This is a genomic window from Flavobacterium hydrophilum (genome assembly GCF_003202405.1).
In the GTDB taxonomy this organism is placed as follows: Bacteria; Bacteroidota; Bacteroidia; order Flavobacteriales; family Flavobacteriaceae; genus Flavobacterium; species Flavobacterium hydrophilum.
In genome coordinates, this window is record NZ_QJHL01000003.1 from 107,725 (window position 1) to 124,133 (window position 16,409).

Here is a 16,409-nt window from a genome sequence, read left to right on the forward strand (position 1 = left end):
AAAATACTATTTACCAACCAGAAATAAATTAATTAAAATAATGAAAGTACACATAATAGGAGGAGGAAATCTTGGCGTTTCTGTTGCCTTGGGAATTGCCAAATTTTCACAAAACCATAAAGTAACTGTGACGAGAAGAAATACTGGCAGTATTCAATATTTAACAGAATTAGGAATCGAAGTTTCATCAGACAATAAACACAATATTCAGGATGCTGATGTAATTATTTTAACAATCAAACCGTATCAGGTTGATACTGTTCTGGCTGAGATTTTACCTGTTATTCAGGGAAAAACCATTGCTTCTGCAGTAAGCGGTTTATCACTGGAAATGCTTCAGTCAAAAACAAATAATGAATATCCTGTAATTAGGATTATGCCAAATATCGCTGCACAATTTGGCGAATCGGCAACTTGTATTTCTTTCCCTGAAAAGGACAGAGAGAAAGCATTGCCAATTGTTGATTTGTTTCAGGATTTAGGAACAGCTCCGGTTATCGATGAGAAATTAATGGATGCAGCGACTGTTTTAGGTGCTTGCGGAACAGCTTATGCTTTGAGATATATTCGTGCTTCAATGCAGGCCGGAATCGAAATAGGATTTGATTCGCAAACAGCTTTGGCAATTGCGGCACAAACTGTAAAAGGAGCAGCCAAAATGTTGTTGGAAGAAAGAGTGCATCCGGAACAATTAATTGATCGTGTTACAACTCCTCAGGGATGTACAATTGTTGGTCTGAATGAAATGGAACACAATGGTTTCAGTTCGTCGTTGATTAAAGGAATTAAAACTTCTCTAAAACAAATTAAAGGATAGATTTTTTAAAGAAATTCTAAATATTAAAAAAACCAAATTCCAGTTTGTAAAGCTGGGATTTGGTTTTTTTATTTTTGATTATTACAGTGTTTTTTCATTACAACGTAAGTAGAAATCACATACGTAACTTGAAAGATTGGAGATTTGCTTTGCGCAATTCTAGTGTCATTTCTCCTTATGTCGAAATGACAAGTTTATGGATAATTGGACTTTAAATTTTCTTTTTCGTTAGGATGTACTTCAAAAAAACAAAGCCAAAAATCCCCGAAAGAAGAGAGGCAATTAAAATGGCAACTTTTGAAAATAGGATCGTTTCAGAATCTTTAAATGCCAGAATAGTAATAAAGATCGACATCGTAAAACCAATTCCGCCTAACATCCCTGCGCCTGCAATATGAGTCCATTTGAGGTTTTTGGGTAATGTACATAATCCGGCAGTTACTCCAATAGACGCAAAAAGTGTAATTCCTAAAGGCTTTCCAATAAAAAGTCCCAGAATAATCCCTAAAGTATTGGGCTGAATCAATCCTTGATGCCAATCAGCATTAATGGCAATCGCTGTATTGGCTATTGCGAATAATGGCAAAATAAAAAAGGCAACCGGTTTGTGAAGAAAATGTTGAATTTTATAGGATATTGATTTTTCTCCACCATCGCCAAACGGAATCACAAAAGCCAATATTACGCCGGTAATGGTAGCGTGAACTCCGGAATTTAGCATAAAGTACCACATTGCAACTCCGCCAATGAGATACGGAAACAGGTTATGGATTTTCTTTCGGTTAAGAATAAATAATAATCCCCAAATTCCCAATGCAATAGCAAGATTTATTAATGAAACAGACTTGGTGTAAAATAGGGCAATGATAATGATGGCGCCCAAATCATCAATTACAGCAAAGGCGGTAAGGAATATTTTTAGCGATGCAGGAACTCTGTTTCCTAAAAGGGATAAAATACCTATGGCGAAAGCAATGTCTGTAGCCATCGGAATTCCGGCTCCATTTTGTGTAACAGTGCCATGATTTAATGATATAAAAATACCGGCAGGAATTAACATTCCACCTAAGGCAGCCATTATTGGCAAAGCAGCATTTTTTATATTGGAAAGTTCTCCATGATAAATTTCGCGTTCTAATTCTAAACCAATTAATAAAAAGAAAATGGTCATTAATCCGTCATTAATCCAATGTGTGATGGAATGTCCTCCCAGATCTTTTTCCCACAATGCAATATAATCTGTCTGAAATGCCGAATTAGCAAGAGTAAGTGAAATAATCGTAACAAAAAGCAACAGTACGCCCCCTGATTTTTCACTTTCTAAAAAAGCTTTAAAAGTTTTGGTTAATTTCATTTGGAGGATTCTGGTGATTTAGAGAGCATTTCGTTATATGTATATTTTCAAAGTTAAAAAAAATCTGGGCAATAAAAAACCTGTAGTGCTTTGATTTGGTTAAATCCAGATTCAGAAATAAAGAATAAACTGTATTTTTGTTTATCTAAAATTTAAAATAATGAATATAAAGATTCTGCATATCGATAGCAATAATCCAATTCTTTGGCAACAATTGGAAGAAGCAGGTTTTGAAAACCATGCCGATTTTACATCTTCAAAAGAAGAAATTGAAGCTAAAATTCAGGATTATAACGGAATCGTAATTAGAAGCCGTTTTAAAATAGACAAACAATTTATTGATAAAGCTGTTAATCTTCAGTTTATTGCAAGAGTAGGAGCTGGTCTTGAAAGTATTGATTGTGACTACGCTCTTGACAAAGATATCAATCTTATTGCGGCTCCGGAAGGTAATTGCAACGCTGTTGCAGAACACACATTAGGAATGATTCTGTCCCTTTTTAATAAACTGAATCAGGCAGATAGCGAAATTCGTTCAGGTGCCTGGAACAGAGAAAGCAACCGCGGACATGAACTCGATGGTAAAACAGTCGGGATTATTGGATATGGCAATATGGGGAAAGCTTTTGCTAAAAAACTGCGTGGTTTTGATGTTGAGGTCTTGTGTTATGATATTGCTGATAATATGGGTGATGAAAATGCAAGACAGGTTTCGTTAGAGGAATTACAGCAAAAAACAGATGTTTTAAGTCTGCATATTCCATGGACACCGGATACAGACAAAATGATCGACCTGAATTTTATTAATGCATTTGCAAAGTCAATTTGGATTATAAATACTTCACGCGGTAAAAACATCGTTACTGCAGATTTAGTGAAAGCAATGAAGGCTGAGAAAGTTTTAGGAGCAGGTCTGGATGTTTTGGAATATGAAAAATTATCTTTTGAAACACTTTTTCAGGATAAAAATACGCCCGAAGCTTTTCAGTATTTACTTGATGGGAGAAAGGTTATTCTTACCCCTCATATAGCCGGATGGACATTTGAAAGCCATGAACGTCTGGCTCAGGTTATTGTAGATAAGATAAAAGCAATTTATGCAAAATGATTAATCCCTAAATTTATTAGCTTGCGGCTTTTTAAAGTTTTAATAACGAGTTTTTTCTTCTAAATTTAATGGGGATAATTAGTTTTCTATATTAATTTTTAATAATATTGTTTCTGTTTTTTAGAGAATGAATCTAAATAATCTTTTTTAAAACTGGAGTAACCGAAAATCCAAAGAGTAGGAATTAACAATTAATTTGATTTTATTATGATTGAATGGTACAAAAAGGTAGTTTTTGAAAACTATGCGAATTTTAACGGTCGTGCAAGAAGAAGCGAGTATTGGTACTTTGCTTTATTAAATGTTATTATTAGTATAGTTTTAGGCTTCGTTCTGGGCTTTATTTCACCAACTTTAGGACTTGCTGCCAATCTTTATAGCTTAGCTGTTTTAATTCCTTCAATTGCAGTTGCTATCAGAAGAATGCATGATGTTGGAAAAAGCGGATGGTATATTCTTATACCAATATATAATTTGATTTTGGCATGTACAGAAGGAGATAAAGGAACGAATGCATATGGTCCTGATCCTAAAAATGATTTTGACGAAATCAATGAAATTGGAAGCGCTCAGGCTTAATTTAATTTTGTTATAATATGGAAACTACAAAACCAACTGAAAACTGGAATAACCCTCCGGTTCGCAGAGAAGAAAACAAAAAAGTTGTTGCCGGAATTCTTGCTATTTTATTAGGAGGATTAGGAATACATAAATTTATTTTAGGATACACACAAGAAGGAATTATTCAGATTGTAATAAGTGTTGTTAGTTGTGGAGCAATTGGCGGACTTATTGGTCTTATCGAAGGAATTATTTACCTGACTAAAACAGACGAAGAATTTTATCAAACCTATCAGGTTGGTAAAAAAGGCTGGTTCTAAAAAAATAAAAACCCCAATTCCTTAACAGAGTTGGGGTTTATTTTTTATATTTAGATTATTCTAGCTGATATCTTCTTTCTCAGATAATTTTCGTTCCAGTTCTATCTGGAACTCTTCAATAACCGGTTTCATCGTGCTTTCCGGTATATCTGCGATCCTGATGTACATTAAGCCGTCTACAGCATTATTAAACAAAGGATCAACGTTAAAAGCTACCACACGTGCATTTTGCTTGATGTATTTTTTGATCAAAACAGGCAAACGTAAATTTCCAGGTTCCAACTCATCGATGATTTTGTCGAATTTGTTTAAGTCTGATTCAGCTTCATCAAAGATAAAATCTTTATCGGCATCTTTCAGTTTTACTTTATAAGCCTTTTTCGGGTGTATATACTGCGCGATATAGGGATCATAGTAGTTGGACTTCATAAATTCAATCATCAACGATTTTGAGAAGTCTGAGAACTGATTGCTGATACTTACACCGCCAAGCAAATATTTGTGTTCAGGATAACGTAAAGTCGTATGAATAATTCCTTTCCACAATAAGAATAAAGGCATCGGTTTTTGCTGGTAATCTTTAATGATAAAAGCACGCCCCATTTCGATCGATTTGTGCATCATATCGTGTAATTCAGGCTCAAATCTAAAAAGGTCGTTCAGATAAAAACCTTCAATTCCGTATTTTGGATAAATTTCAGAACCTAATCCCATGCGGTAAGCACCGGCAATTTTTTTAGTATCCTCATCCCATAAAAACATGTGATGATAATACTGGTCAAATTGGTCTAAGTCAATAGATTCATTCGTTCCTTCGCCAACCTCACGAAAAGTAATTTCACGCAAACGCCCAATTTCATGCAGAATATTTGGAATTGATTTTGCCCTTGCAAAAAATACTTCATAATTTTTACTCTGCAATAAGCGGCAATCACTATTTCTTAAAGCCTGAACTTCATCAATCATCTTTGATTCATTGGCTGCAGTAACAATTTTTTTAGGTGCTTTCGAAATCTTTAAACTGGCAGGATCCAGTAATTTATGCTCCTTTTCAAAAGGATTTGCCAGCATGTAAGTCTTTTTTCTTAAAAACTCGGAGTATTCTTCAAACGATTCGATTTCGTTTTGTTCGTTTACTGAAATTGGTTTTCCAATACGAACCTTAATCACACGGTCTTTTTGTGTAAGAAGCTCAGACGGTAATTTTGCTGTACGCAAAGTATCGTCAATTTTAGAAAGCCAATAAAATAATTTACTGTTTTTAGCATGAAAATAAATCGGAACTACAGGTACTTTTGCTTTTCTGATCAGTTTCAAAGCACCTTCTTCCCATGGTTTATCTACAACTAATTTTCCGTCTTTGTAAGTAGAAACCTCGCCTGCAGGGAAAATTCCCAAAGGCTTTCCGTCACTTAAATGGCGTAAAGTTTCTTTAATGCCTATTACGCTAGATTTCGCATCCTTATGATTTTCAAAAGGATTAACCGGCATAATGTATTTTTTCATCGGGATAATTCTATGTAACAGGAAGTTGGCAATAATCTTGAAATTTGGCTCTCTTTCAAGCATTAATTTCAAAAGTAAAATTCCATCAATTCCTCCAAGCGGATGATTTGAAATGGTAATGTAAGCGCCATCTTTAGGCAGACGTTTTAAATCTTCTTCAGGGATTTCGAATTTGATTTCCATCTCATCCAAAATTCCGTTTAGAAACGCAACATCCTCTAAATGTTTATTGTGATCGTAAATTTTATTAAGGGTCGATATCTTAAGAACCTTCATAAGAATCCAGCCAGAAAAAGTACCGAAAACTCCGTACTTATCAACATTTATTGCCTTTGCAACTTCTTTCGCGGTAACTAAACCCATCTACTATTTTTAATTTATTAGAACAGCGAACAAAGATAACAAAAAACTCTACTTTTAGTGTTTGTTATGTAAACTTTCCGCATTTTTATTACTTTTGGATATCTAAAAAAATCGCATGAAAATTATTTCTTATAATGTAAACGGAATACGCGCTGCTATTTCAAAAGGATTTATCAACTGGCTTCAACAGGCCAATCCTGATGTTATTTGTCTTCAGGAAATTAAGGCTACTCAGGATCAAATTCCAACTGAAGACATTACTGCTGCGGGCTATCCGTACCAATATTACTATCCCGCCACCAAAAAAGGATATAGCGGCGTTGCCATTTTATCTAAAATAGAACCAAACCAGGTTGTTTACGGAACCGGAATACACCATATGGATTTCGAAGGACGAAACCTTCGGGCCGATTTTGATGATGTATCGGTAATGAGCCTGTATCTTCCATCAGGAACCAATATCGAACGATTAGACCATAAATTTATGTTTATGGATGATTTTCAAACATATGTAAATGAATTAAGACTTACCATTCCTAATATCATTATTTGTGGAGATTACAATATCTGTCACGAGGCCATTGATATACATGATCCGGTTCGTAACAAAACTGTATCCGGATTTTTACCTCAGGAACGCGCATGGCTTGACGCATTTATGAAAACAGGTTTTATCGACAGTTTCCGTCATTTCAACAAAGATCCGCATCATTATACGTGGTGGAGTTACCGCGCAGGAGCAAGAGGAAATAACAAAGGCTGGCGTATTGATTACAATCTGGTAAGCCAACCGTTAGAGCACAGGTTAAAACGCGCTGTTATTCTTCCGGATGCTATACATTCCGACCATTGTCCGGTTTTAGTCGAGATTGAGTAATTCTGGTATTGTTATTGTTAGGACAAAGTCGGTCTAAAGCTGAATGAATATTGTGAAGTTGTAGTTTCAGGAGCTATTTCCTGCTTTCCACTGCAATCTTTGTGTTTTTAAAGAAAAAACACAAAGGATTTTCGTTTCAATCAGGGCTAGGGCATCACGGGAACAAGAATTTTAAATAGAATAATAACCTAATTATTAAATACCATAAACAAAAATGATTAAAAAAGCCTCACTTGGATTGCTGATTCTGGCACTTTCGACGTCTTGTGTTTCCAAAAAAATCTACAACGACCTGGAAACAAAATATTCCGATTTAAAAAAAGAAAACCGTTCTATTGCTGATGAGAACAGCGAATTAAAAAAAGCAAAAAATCAGTTAGAACTAGACCGTGATAAATTAACCAAAGATCTTGCAAGTGCAAAAGATGATTTAGCGAAACAAAAAGCTGATCTTGCCGCTGCACAAAATAAATTTAAAGTGTTACAGGATTCTTATAACGCTCTTGAGAAAAACAGTAATGATGCGTTAGAGAAAAACATGAACAAAAACCGCGATTTGCTGGCTGAATTAGAAGCAAAATCAAAAAAACTGGCTGAAGAACAAGCTCGTTTAGATAAAACCGCAAGTCGTCTGAATGAACTTGAAGCTATGATTGCAGCAAAAGAAGAGGCAATGAGAAAGCTGAAAGAAACGTTATCTAAAGCTTTAAATGGTTTCGAAGGAAAAGGACTAACAGTAGAACAGAAAAACGGAAAAGTGTATGTTTCCATGGAAAACAAATTACTTTTCAATTCTGGAAGTTATGCAGTAGGTTCAGAAGGTAGAAAAGCAGTTGTAGAGCTAGGAAAAGTATTGGGCGACAATCCTGATCTTTCTGTATTGATTGAAGGACATACAGATGACGATCCATATGCAGGTTCAGGACCAATTGCCAACAACTGGGATTTGTCTACGAAAAGAGCAACTGCAATTGTGGCTATTTTAAGCGAAAATGCTAAAATCAACAAACAAAAATTAACAGCAGCCGGTCGTAGTGAGTTTTCTCCTTTGGCAAGTAACGCAACTCCTGAAGGAAAAGCTAAAAACCGTCGAATCGAAATCATCTTAACACCAAGATTAGATGAAATCGCTGATATGCTGAACAGCATCAACTAAGCTGAATTTTATAATATTTAAAAAGGCTCAGAGTTTTTAAACTTTGAGCCTTTTTTTAATTGATATGGTTTTATAATTATGCTTTTTCAATCAAAATACTCACGGCATTTCCTCCAAAACCAACTGCATTAATGAGCACTTTTTTGATAGTTTTCGTCTGATTTTGAGCTTTTGCAAACGGAACATTGATAAACTTATCGTGTTGTATCATCAAAAGAGCCAATTCTAAACTCAGAATTCCTGAAGCCCCAAAAGTGTGACCAATTTTCCATTTATTGGTGGTAAGTAATGGTAAGTTTTCTCCAAAAACTTTTTCAATTGCACGTAGTTCCGTTAAATCGCCTTTTATGGTTCCCGGAGCGTGCATAACGATTACGTCTACTTCTTTTAAATTGGTTTCTTTTAAGGCCATTTTCATCGATTTCTGAAAACAGTCTGCTTCTGCAGAAATCGAAATATTATGTTCCAGAATTTCAGTTGCATACCCAACCCCGGTAATATAGGCAATTGCATTAGCTGTTTCTCCGGCTTCCAGACAGCAAACGCCGGCTGCTTCCCCCAAAATCATAGTATTTTGCGTTTTCTCAAAATCAAATGCCAGATTGGGCCAAGAGTCTTTCGTCTGATCAAGGCGTGAATATATTTTTAAAGCCCGCATCTGTGCAATCGTAAAGTCAGTTAACGGTGCTTCGCTTCCGCCAACTAAAAACTTATCTGCCATTCCTGATTTTAGCCATGCAACACCATTTAGAATCGCATGTAGCGCCGTAGAACAGGTGATGGAATGCGAAATTTCAGGTCCGGTACTTTGTAAATCGTGTGCGATCCAGGAAGAAATATTTCCCAGAGTTGTAGTAGGAGAGGCGAGAGTCTGTGCTTTTCCGGTATCGATATATTCTTTATAATGCTTTTCAAATAAATCGGTTGCTCCACGAGAAGAGCCTATGTTGATTCCGAATGCATCTCCTGATTTCCAGCCCGCCTGTTCAACAGCCTTTCGCGAAGCTGCCAAAGCAAACAATACAGAATCATCCAGAAATTTATATTTAGGATCTAATTCACGGACTTCCGCAATAATTTGTTTGGATTCAGTTTCAAGTGAAGCTACAGAAGTTTTTTGCTGATCTAAGAATTGCTGCGAAAAGCAATGCTGATCGTTAAGATATTTTTTCCAGACATCTTCAGCATTATTTCCTAACGGAGAAATAGACGAAAATGCTGTTATGGAGATTTTATTTGTATTCAAAATGTCGTTTTTATGCTTGTTGCATTTTAACCGCAAAGGTCGCAAAAGTTTACAGAAGGATTGAAATAATTGTGGATAAAGTTCGCAAAGCTCTTTCAAAAAAATAAACTGAAATGAACTTATATAACTTACATGGTTTAAAAAAAATTAAACCATCTCTATCGCTGCTTCAATTGTAGCATATACCTTTTGGAGCTGTTCGTCTGTCATAATGTAAGGAGGTAATATGTAAACGATGTTTCCAACCGGACGTAAAACAACACCGTTTTCAATAAAGAAATTATACAATTTGGTACGCATGGAGCCATAATAGCTCTCTTCTGAATCGGATTTAATTTCAACTGCAAAAATGACTCCTAATGTTCTGGCTGTAATTACTTTTGGATGATTCTCAATTTTCTTCTGGAATCCTAAATGGCTTTTGTTGATTCTGTCAATATTAGTCTGCATTTCATCCGTTTGCAGTAAATCGATACTTGCCAAAGCAGCAGCACAACCTGTTGGATTAGCAGTAAAAGTATGGCCATGAAATAATGCTTTATTAATATCATCATCATAAAAAGCATCAAAAACCTCCTGTGTAAAAGTCGTAATCGCCATCGGAATTGTGCCTCCGGTTAGCGCTTTCGATAAGCAAATCATATCAGGATCTGCATCAACATAATCCATTGCGAAGGTTTTTCCTGTTTTACCAAAGCCTGTCATTACTTCGTCTGCAATAGTTAAGACTTTGTTTTTATTGCAAATCTGAATCAGTTTTGCCAAAGATTCCGGTTCGTACATCACCATTCCGGCAGCACCCTGAACTAAAGGCTCAAAAATAAATCCGGCGCAATTATGATTTTGAATCACCTCTTTCAAAGCATCATAACTAACTTCTTCCTGACCTTTTACAGGAACCGGAATCCGGATAACATCTATAAACATCCCCTGAAAAGCCTGCGTGTAGAAAGAGATTCCGCTTGCAGCCATCGCCGCAAAAGTATCACCGTGAAAGGCATTTTCAAAAGCAATTATGGTCGTTCGTTTTTCACCTTTATTGAAGAAATACTGTAATGCTACTTTAATGGCAACTTCTACAGCGGTAGAACCATTATCGGAGAAGAAGATTTTCTGCTGATTTTTTGGCAAAATTTTCATGAGTCTTTCGGCTACTTTTATAGCTGGTTCGTGTGTAAAACCACCAAATAACACATGTTCCAGTGTTGTTAATTGTTTGTAAATCGCATCAGCAATAAATTTATTACTGTGCCCAAACGGATTTACCCACCACGAAGCGATTGCGTCAATGTATTCTTTATTATTTTCGTCCCAAAGTAAAGCGCCTTCGCCTCTTGAAATGGCAATTGGAGTTTGAGAAGTTTTGTGTTGTGTATAAGGATGCCAAAGATATTGGCTGTCTTTTTCTTGTAAAGTCATAATTGTGAAATGTTTTTTGTCAGATGTGAGATAGATTATAGGGCTATAAATGAAATATACAAAGTAGATAAATATAAAAAAGCCCGAAAAAGCCAATAAAATCAAGGGTTAAGACCAAAAAAGCCCCAAAAACAGAAAAATTTAAAATGTTCATTAATTACTTTTTAGTACCATTTAGCTACCATTTAAAACCCGAAAAAGAGTCAATATAAGGCAATAACTACCATAATAATTGGGTAAGATACCGAAACCACTCTAAAAGCCGTAAAAACAAGCGTTTTACGGCTTTTTTGCATCTGTAATTTTCTGCTTTAAATAAGCTTTTAAAGGTTTTTAAAAAGTGTTTAAAGATATTCAAAAATAGAGTATTATTTATATTGCTTTACCTCTTGCTTTACCTCTTGCTTTACTTCAAGTATGCAAAAAAAACACTCGAAAACTACCCCATAATTACACTTAATTACAAATAAATCATAAAAAAAAGGCTGAAAACACCCCCTTATTTTAGTATGTTACACGTTATTAAGACTGTAAATAACTAATAATCAATTGATTATTTAGTTATGTAGACGTATTGAAGCTCTAACAAGCCCGATTGCGGCTATTTGACTTAGTTTAACATCTTTAGGTGTATGGTGTTGGTTATGGCTTACAAGTCTAACATATTCATCACCTAATTCGCTTTGATGAACAAACTTTATAGTTTTCATAGTACTGTATTCGTCTAATTTGACAGCTACTATATACATTTCTCCAAAGAATATCTGAGCTCGCTCAACTGCTATACGTTTATAAGCAATCATATCCCCAGATTTTAGCAAAGGATACATACTATCACCTGATGCATAAATTGCACCATCACAACTCGGCATACTTGGTATAGAAATATAATCTATTACCTTTTCTTCATCAACTCCATTGCCATCAACTAAGGGAACTAAACCCATCGTTGCCTCAAGGTTAAATAAGGGTACTCGTTGCATATCATAAATTGCATCTCTCGTTTTCCGATAACCCTCTATAGGTTCAGCAACTAAATCTGTTCTATTATGATTTGACAAAAACTCTTTTCCGGTTAAAAGCCAGTTCATATCCATCTCGTTTTCACATTTTGAAAACAAAAGATCGTAGTCAATTGAATTTCTGGTGTACCAATTAGAAAGAGTACTCTTACGAATATCGAGAAAATCCGCTAATTCAGTATCGGTATTAAAGTTTTTTGCCTTTTTTAATCTATTTAAAATCAATGACTTATCCATAATGTTTTAAAAATGTGAACTTTTTTACGTAAAAACGTTTTTTTGTTTTCAATTTGTGTATATATTTGTAAAGAACAAAACGAAATATAAAACAGTATTAACAATTGTAAAGATATGAAAGAGATATTAATCCCAAATGAGTTTAAGAATAAAATCATAAAAGAATTTAAGTCAAACAGACCAAGCGTAAGATCAGCTTTGAAATTCTTTAGTAATTCAGACACCGCCAAAGCAATGCGTAAACGTGCTAAAGAACTCTTACAGGAGGAATTAAAAAAAATTAGTGAGTTTGAAGATTAACAACTATTCGTATGGAAAAGAAAGAATCTCCATTTGAATACCATAACGACAAACTAGGTGCAAAAATAAAGTTCCTTATTAAGAGCGATAAACTTGTAAGCTCACATGAGCAAAGTTTAAAACTGATTTCTTACAGGGCACTTTATGGAAGAATGAAAAGTAAAACCCAACCTGAACGAGAATTAAGGCGTGCATCATTAGGTTTTGATGCTCTTGTGGATTTTGACTCTTTAGTACAAGAATGGCGGGATGCATTAGTATTCAAATTCGGAAAGCCCACCGAAATAACTAGGGCATCGTTCTTTGAAAAACACTACATAAGTGATCGTAAAGCTTTTGATTTTTTTGCAGCGCACCGATATGGTGAGGATAACAATAAAAAACTCCCGCCGGAAGCCATAGAGCTCTACACTTATAATGCATCAGTATTAAATACCATACTTGAAGTAAAGCAAAAGCGAAAACTGTACGCTAAATCATTAGGACTAACCGGACAGTTTGACATTTGGCAAAGTTTGAGTAATGACGTCAATGTCTTTCAGCAGGTAAATCACGATTTGCCAACCACAAAAGACAGTTTAAGACATAAAGTAAACCGGTACATACAAGAGAGCTATTCGTCAATTATTAGTAAAAAATACGGCTCCCGAAATGCTGCAAAGGTCAAAGATGATGAGCAATTAGCACTTATTGAAGTTCTTTTAGGTAAACATCAGAACCTTAATAATGAGCAGGTCGTTAGACATTACAATGATGTGGCCGGAGTAATTGGATGGAAGCCTATAGATGCCGGAGTAATTGCCAACAAACGAAAAGAACTCGATTTGTATGTATTTGCCGGACAGCATGGAGAAACTGACTTAATGCATCAAAAACACATGCAAATTAAGCGAAGTAAACCAAGTGCTTCAATGTTGTTTTGGTCAATGGATGGTTGGGATGCAGAGCTTCTTTATCAAAAAACAATAGTAGATAAAGATGGCAATTCAAAAACTACCTATCATAACAGGCTCACAGCAGTAATGATACTTGACCCGTTCAATAATTACATAGTGGGTTACTCAATTGGCACTAAGGAAAGCCCTGATTTAATTAGACAGGCACTTAAAAACGCTCTTAAACATACTGAGGAATTATTTGGTAATAAGTACAAACCGTATCAATTGCAAACAGATCATTATCAAATTAAAAACCTGCAACCAACGTATGAGGCAACCGCTAAGCACTTTACACCAGCTAAGGTTAAAAATGCTAAGTCAAAACCAATCGAACAGTTTTTTGACAAGTTCAACGAAAAGCACTTTCAGGAAAAAATGGTTTTAAACTGGTCAGGGCATAACGTTACGGCAAAATCTGACAACCAAGTAAATGACAATTATTTATCAAAACACCGTCACCTATTCCCGGATAAGGACGGTTGTATAAAACAAATTGTGCAGGCCATTGAAAATGAGAGAGCAGAAAAAGTTGAGGCATTTGTAGAAAGCTTTTTAGCATTTCAAGATAAAACCGAAATGACTTTAAATCAGTTCTTACGTGCCTATGGACAAATAACAGGATACACCAACAAAATGAAAGGTGATGGTTTAACACCAACAATTGAAGGACAGGAAAGAGCCTACGATACTTTCGACCTGAATTTTAGAAAGTATATGCATGAGGATTGGATGGTTTTTTATGATGCTGATGATTTAAGCCAGGTGTTAGTAAGCAATGCCAAAAGCCGGGACGGTCGATTAGTTGAAGAAATTGGAACTATGGAATTTATACTGACCGAAAAATATATTCAGCCAATGGCTTTATACGATCAGGAAAAAGGCGATGCACAACAAAGGCAATTGGTATATGACTACAATAGTCGCATGAATAACGAGATTATTTTAAGAGGTACACATCAACGGGAAGTTTTAGAAGATTTATTCGACAACAATCCACGATTAGACACACTTAAAAAACTAATGATTCCTGATAGTCTCGGACAGCATAAAGACCAAAAGTCCTCGGAACGCTTAGAAAAAGCAACAAAACGTATCGCTGCCAAACAGGAAAAAAGAGAAAAAGTATTAGAAGAATCCAACTGGCAGGAAACCCAGACAAATTATTTAAAAGAAAAAGTTAACCTAAACAAATACACTAACCTATGATTACAACGATCCAAAAACAGCAGATTACCGAAGCTCTTAACGAATTTATAAAACTTCATAATATTTCTGCCAACGAAATTGTAAAGCGTTCAGGAGTCAATGAAAGTTATATTTCAAGCATAAGAAATGGAGAAACCACTGTAGGTAAATCAGAGATTAAAGATAAATGGTACTTGATGATTTCAGAATTTATAGGATTATCACTAAAAAAAGAATACTGGGGCTTAAAAGAAACACCACAATTGTACCGAATGTTTTCAACTCTCGAAGATGCCAAAGAAAACGGATTGACAAACATTATCATAGGTGAAACCGGTTCGGGTAAAAGTTACATTTCTGATTTGTTTATAAAGGCAAATCCGGTTGATACTTTTAAAATCGTTGTTGGTTCTCTTGATACTATTGGGGATTTACTTGACAAGATTATCGATGCGTTAAAAATTGCTACACCCAAAACCAAAAGCAAAAAAATTGGTGAAATAGCCAGAAGGCTAAAGCAATTAAAACTAGAAGGCCAGAATCCACACCTGATATTTGATGAGTGCGAGTACATGAAACAACCTGCTCTCTGTTCTATGAAAGAATTGTATGATGCTCTTATAAAAATCTGTGGAATAACGCTAATCGGTACCAGTCAGTTAACTGACAACATCGACAAGCTTCGCAAAAAGAACCGTTCAGGGATACCACAGTTTTACCGTAGAATCAAATTCGGAATAAGAGAATTGCCAACTATAGACAGGAGTTTTTCAATGTTCTTAGATCAAATCGAAGATAAAGCCCTAATCAGGTTCTTAAAACAAAATTGCGACAACTATGGAGAGTTACACGATGTCTTAGTACCGGCAATGAAAGAAGCTGACAGAACAGGCCAACCACTTACAGAGGATTTTGTTAGAACCATATTAGGAATGCCAAAATTACTGAGCGCATAATATGGAAAAATTTAAAAGAGCTCTAACCGTATCCAATGTACTATCTGTAATTATATCGTGCATCAAGTTTACAGGACGCTTTTTTGATGTTTTCGGAAACCCGCAAAAAAAAGGACGTTGGTTTATCTGGGGTGACAGTTCGAGCGGCAAAAGTTCTTTTGTTATGCAATTAATAAAGGAGTTTGCTAAAACCGAAAAAACAATATTAGTATCAAAAGAGGAAGATTTGGACGACGAAAATCTTCAAGACAGGTTAAAACTTTTTCAGATGCAAGATGTCGCAAAAAACTTTAGTCTGGTCGATGATTCTTTAGATCAACTTACTGAAAGACTTTCACGAAGAAATAGCGCTCAGGTAGTAGTAATAGATTCAGTATCATACTTTTTTATGGGCTACACATTTGAGGATTATTTGAATTTCAGAAAAAGATTTAAAGATAAGACACTGGTTTTTATAGGCCATGCAAAAGGACAAAATCCTAAAACGGATTTCGAGGACAGGATAAAGTTTGATGCAACACAAAAAGTAGTCGTAAGTGGTTATTTGGCCACAAATAAAGGACGGAAATACGGACCACATGCAACCCAATATGTGGTTTGGCAAAAAGGATATGAAGATTTACACGGACATCAATAAAACAGAACAACATGAAAACAAAAACAATAGAATTAGCAGAAGATTATTTAATGAATCTTTTAAAGAATGGCTGCGAAACCAAAGAAGATTTAATACTGGCATTTTGGTTTTACTGGGTAGATAGCGTAACAATGAATGCTGCTGAATTTCAAAAAGTGGTCTCTAGTTCGTCGGTTAATAAGTGGTTTATAATCGAATTATCAAAAGAAGAAACTGTTTTCAAAGAGTTTATCAAAGAATACCCTGACACAAAAGGTAAAGATAAAGATTGGCTCTACTGTAAATGCATAAGCAAATTAATGAATCATTTTCCGAAAGCATTATTAGAAGAGGCAAAAAAAAGGCAAAAAATTCACGCAAGAGAATCAGGCATACAAGTATTTAGACCAACTCAAAACTAACCAACT

General features: G+C 35.2%; 16 protein-coding genes. 11 read left to right on the forward strand and 5 right to left on the reverse strand.

The annotated features are described in order from the left end of the window. The first annotated feature begins 40 nt into the window (after positions 1-40). Positions 41-817 (forward strand): pyrroline-5-carboxylate reductase, encoded by a 777-nt coding sequence (gene proC, locus DMB68_RS13480; RefSeq protein WP_110347202.1) that lies wholly within the window; start codon positions 41-43, stop codon positions 815-817. A 211-nt stretch (positions 818-1,028) separates the two neighbouring features. On the opposite strand, the gene nhaA is transcribed toward proC, so the two are convergent. Beyond that, positions 1,029-2,171, reverse strand: coding sequence for a Na+/H+ antiporter NhaA (gene nhaA / locus DMB68_RS13485; protein ID WP_110347203.1), 1,143 nt, complete (start codon positions 2,169-2,171; stop codon positions 1,029-1,031). A 160-nt stretch (positions 2,172-2,331) separates the two neighbouring features. Here nhaA and DMB68_RS13490 point away from each other — a divergent pair, with 160 nt between their 5' ends. The 3 genes from DMB68_RS13490 to DMB68_RS13500 all read left to right on the forward strand — a co-directional run bounded on the left by DMB68_RS13490 (position 2,332) and on the right by DMB68_RS13500 (position 4,160). Beyond that, complete coding sequence (locus DMB68_RS13490) at positions 2,332-3,279, forward strand: 2-hydroxyacid dehydrogenase (protein ID WP_110347204.1); 948 nt, start codon at positions 2,332-2,334, stop codon at positions 3,277-3,279. Positions 3,280-3,486: 207 nt separating this feature from the next. Continuing rightward, a complete protein-coding gene (locus DMB68_RS13495) occupies positions 3,487-3,858 on the forward strand; it encodes a DUF805 domain-containing protein (RefSeq protein WP_110347205.1) in 372 nt (123 codons plus the stop codon). 17 nt (positions 3,859-3,875) lie between these two features. Continuing rightward, complete coding sequence (locus DMB68_RS13500; RefSeq protein ID WP_110347206.1) at positions 3,876-4,160, forward strand: TM2 domain-containing protein; 285 nt, start codon at positions 3,876-3,878, stop codon at positions 4,158-4,160. Positions 4,161-4,220: 60 nt separating this feature from the next. On the opposite strand, the gene DMB68_RS13505 is transcribed toward DMB68_RS13500, so the two are convergent. After that, the gene (locus tag DMB68_RS13505; protein ID WP_110347207.1) at positions 4,221-6,029 is read right to left on the reverse strand and encodes a GNAT family N-acyltransferase; all 1,809 of its coding nucleotides are present in this window, start codon (positions 6,027-6,029) and stop codon (positions 4,221-4,223) included. Between the two features lie 115 nt (positions 6,030-6,144). Between DMB68_RS13505 and DMB68_RS13510 the strand changes: the two genes are divergently transcribed. Both DMB68_RS13510 and DMB68_RS13515 read left to right on the forward strand, forming a co-directional pair. Then, complete coding sequence (locus DMB68_RS13510) at positions 6,145-6,906, forward strand: exodeoxyribonuclease III (RefSeq protein ID WP_110347208.1); 762 nt, start codon at positions 6,145-6,147, stop codon at positions 6,904-6,906. A 214-nt stretch (positions 6,907-7,120) separates the two neighbouring features. Beyond that, entirely contained in the window at positions 7,121-8,062 is a 942-nt protein-coding gene (locus DMB68_RS13515; RefSeq protein ID WP_110347209.1) for an OmpA family protein, read from the forward strand. A gap of 76 nt (positions 8,063-8,138) precedes the next feature. On the opposite strand, the gene DMB68_RS13520 is transcribed toward DMB68_RS13515, so the two are convergent. The 3 genes from DMB68_RS13520 to DMB68_RS13530 form a co-directional block, all read right to left on the reverse strand. Further along, positions 8,139-9,308: a beta-ketoacyl synthase N-terminal-like domain-containing protein gene (locus DMB68_RS13520; protein ID WP_110347210.1), complete on the reverse strand. Its 1,170-nt coding sequence runs from the start codon at positions 9,306-9,308 to the stop codon at positions 8,139-8,141. Positions 9,309-9,455: 147 nt separating this feature from the next. Next, positions 9,456-10,727 carry an adenosylmethionine--8-amino-7-oxononanoate transaminase gene (gene bioA, locus DMB68_RS13525; RefSeq protein ID WP_110347211.1) on the reverse strand — a complete coding sequence of 424 codons (1,272 nt, stop codon included), beginning with the start codon at positions 10,725-10,727 and terminating at the stop codon, positions 9,456-9,458. 557 nt (positions 10,728-11,284) lie between these two features. Further along, a complete protein-coding gene (locus DMB68_RS13530) occupies positions 11,285-11,986 on the reverse strand; it encodes a LexA family transcriptional regulator (RefSeq protein ID WP_110347212.1) in 702 nt (233 codons plus the stop codon). A 114-nt stretch (positions 11,987-12,100) separates the two neighbouring features. Between DMB68_RS13530 and DMB68_RS13535 the strand changes: the two genes are divergently transcribed. From DMB68_RS13535 to DMB68_RS13555, 5 genes are read left to right on the forward strand one after another with little or no spacing between them, the layout of a single operon-like run. Further along, positions 12,101-12,286 carry a hypothetical protein gene (locus DMB68_RS13535; protein WP_110347213.1) on the forward strand — a complete coding sequence of 62 codons (186 nt, stop codon included), beginning with the start codon at positions 12,101-12,103 and terminating at the stop codon, positions 12,284-12,286. Between the two features lie 11 nt (positions 12,287-12,297). After that, on the forward strand, positions 12,298-14,430 hold the full coding sequence (locus DMB68_RS13540) for a hypothetical protein (RefSeq protein ID WP_110347214.1): 2,133 nt from the start codon (positions 12,298-12,300) through the stop codon (positions 14,428-14,430). Further along, positions 14,427-15,365: an AAA family ATPase gene (locus tag DMB68_RS13545; protein ID WP_110347215.1), complete on the forward strand. Its 939-nt coding sequence runs from the start codon at positions 14,427-14,429 to the stop codon at positions 15,363-15,365. Before DMB68_RS13540 ends, DMB68_RS13545 begins: the two co-directional genes overlap by 4 nt. Before the next feature lies 1 nt (position 15,366). Then, complete coding sequence (locus DMB68_RS13550; protein ID WP_110347216.1) at positions 15,367-16,002, forward strand: P-loop NTPase family protein; 636 nt, start codon at positions 15,367-15,369, stop codon at positions 16,000-16,002. An 11-nt stretch (positions 16,003-16,013) separates the two neighbouring features. Then, positions 16,014-16,403: a hypothetical protein gene (locus DMB68_RS13555; protein ID WP_110347217.1), complete on the forward strand. Its 390-nt coding sequence runs from the start codon at positions 16,014-16,016 to the stop codon at positions 16,401-16,403. Positions 16,404-16,409 lie beyond the last annotated feature (6 nt).

What these genes read in the sequence shown, in the direction of transcription:
- proC (WP_110347202.1), top strand. Translation starts at nt 41, where the DNA reads ATGAAAGTACACATAATAGGAGGAGGAAATCTTGGCGTTTCTGTTGCC.
- nhaA (WP_110347203.1), bottom strand. Translation starts at nt 2,171, where the DNA reads ATGAAATTAACCAAAACTTTTAAAGCTTTTTTAGAAAGTGAAAAATCA.
- DMB68_RS13490 (WP_110347204.1), top strand. Translation starts at nt 2,332, where the DNA reads ATGAATATAAAGATTCTGCATATCGATAGCAATAATCCAATTCTTTGG.
- DMB68_RS13495 (WP_110347205.1), top strand. Translation starts at nt 3,487, where the DNA reads ATGATTGAATGGTACAAAAAGGTAGTTTTTGAAAACTATGCGAATTTT.
- DMB68_RS13500 (WP_110347206.1), top strand. Translation starts at nt 3,876, where the DNA reads ATGGAAACTACAAAACCAACTGAAAACTGGAATAACCCTCCGGTTCGC.
- DMB68_RS13505 (WP_110347207.1), bottom strand. Translation starts at nt 6,029, where the DNA reads ATGGGTTTAGTTACCGCGAAAGAAGTTGCAAAGGCAATAAATGTTGAT.
- DMB68_RS13510 (WP_110347208.1), top strand. Translation starts at nt 6,145, where the DNA reads ATGAAAATTATTTCTTATAATGTAAACGGAATACGCGCTGCTATTTCA.
- DMB68_RS13515 (WP_110347209.1), top strand. Translation starts at nt 7,121, where the DNA reads ATGATTAAAAAAGCCTCACTTGGATTGCTGATTCTGGCACTTTCGACG.
- bioA (WP_110347211.1), bottom strand. Translation starts at nt 10,727, where the DNA reads ATGACTTTACAAGAAAAAGACAGCCAATATCTTTGGCATCCTTATACA.
- DMB68_RS13530 (WP_110347212.1), bottom strand. Translation starts at nt 11,986, where the DNA reads ATGGATAAGTCATTGATTTTAAATAGATTAAAAAAGGCAAAAAACTTT.
- DMB68_RS13535 (WP_110347213.1), top strand. Translation starts at nt 12,101, where the DNA reads ATGAAAGAGATATTAATCCCAAATGAGTTTAAGAATAAAATCATAAAA.
- DMB68_RS13540 (WP_110347214.1), top strand. Translation starts at nt 12,298, where the DNA reads ATGGAAAAGAAAGAATCTCCATTTGAATACCATAACGACAAACTAGGT.
- DMB68_RS13545 (WP_110347215.1), top strand. Translation starts at nt 14,427, where the DNA reads ATGATTACAACGATCCAAAAACAGCAGATTACCGAAGCTCTTAACGAA.
- DMB68_RS13550 (WP_110347216.1), top strand. Translation starts at nt 15,367, where the DNA reads ATGGAAAAATTTAAAAGAGCTCTAACCGTATCCAATGTACTATCTGTA.
- DMB68_RS13555 (WP_110347217.1), top strand. Translation starts at nt 16,014, where the DNA reads ATGAAAACAAAAACAATAGAATTAGCAGAAGATTATTTAATGAATCTT.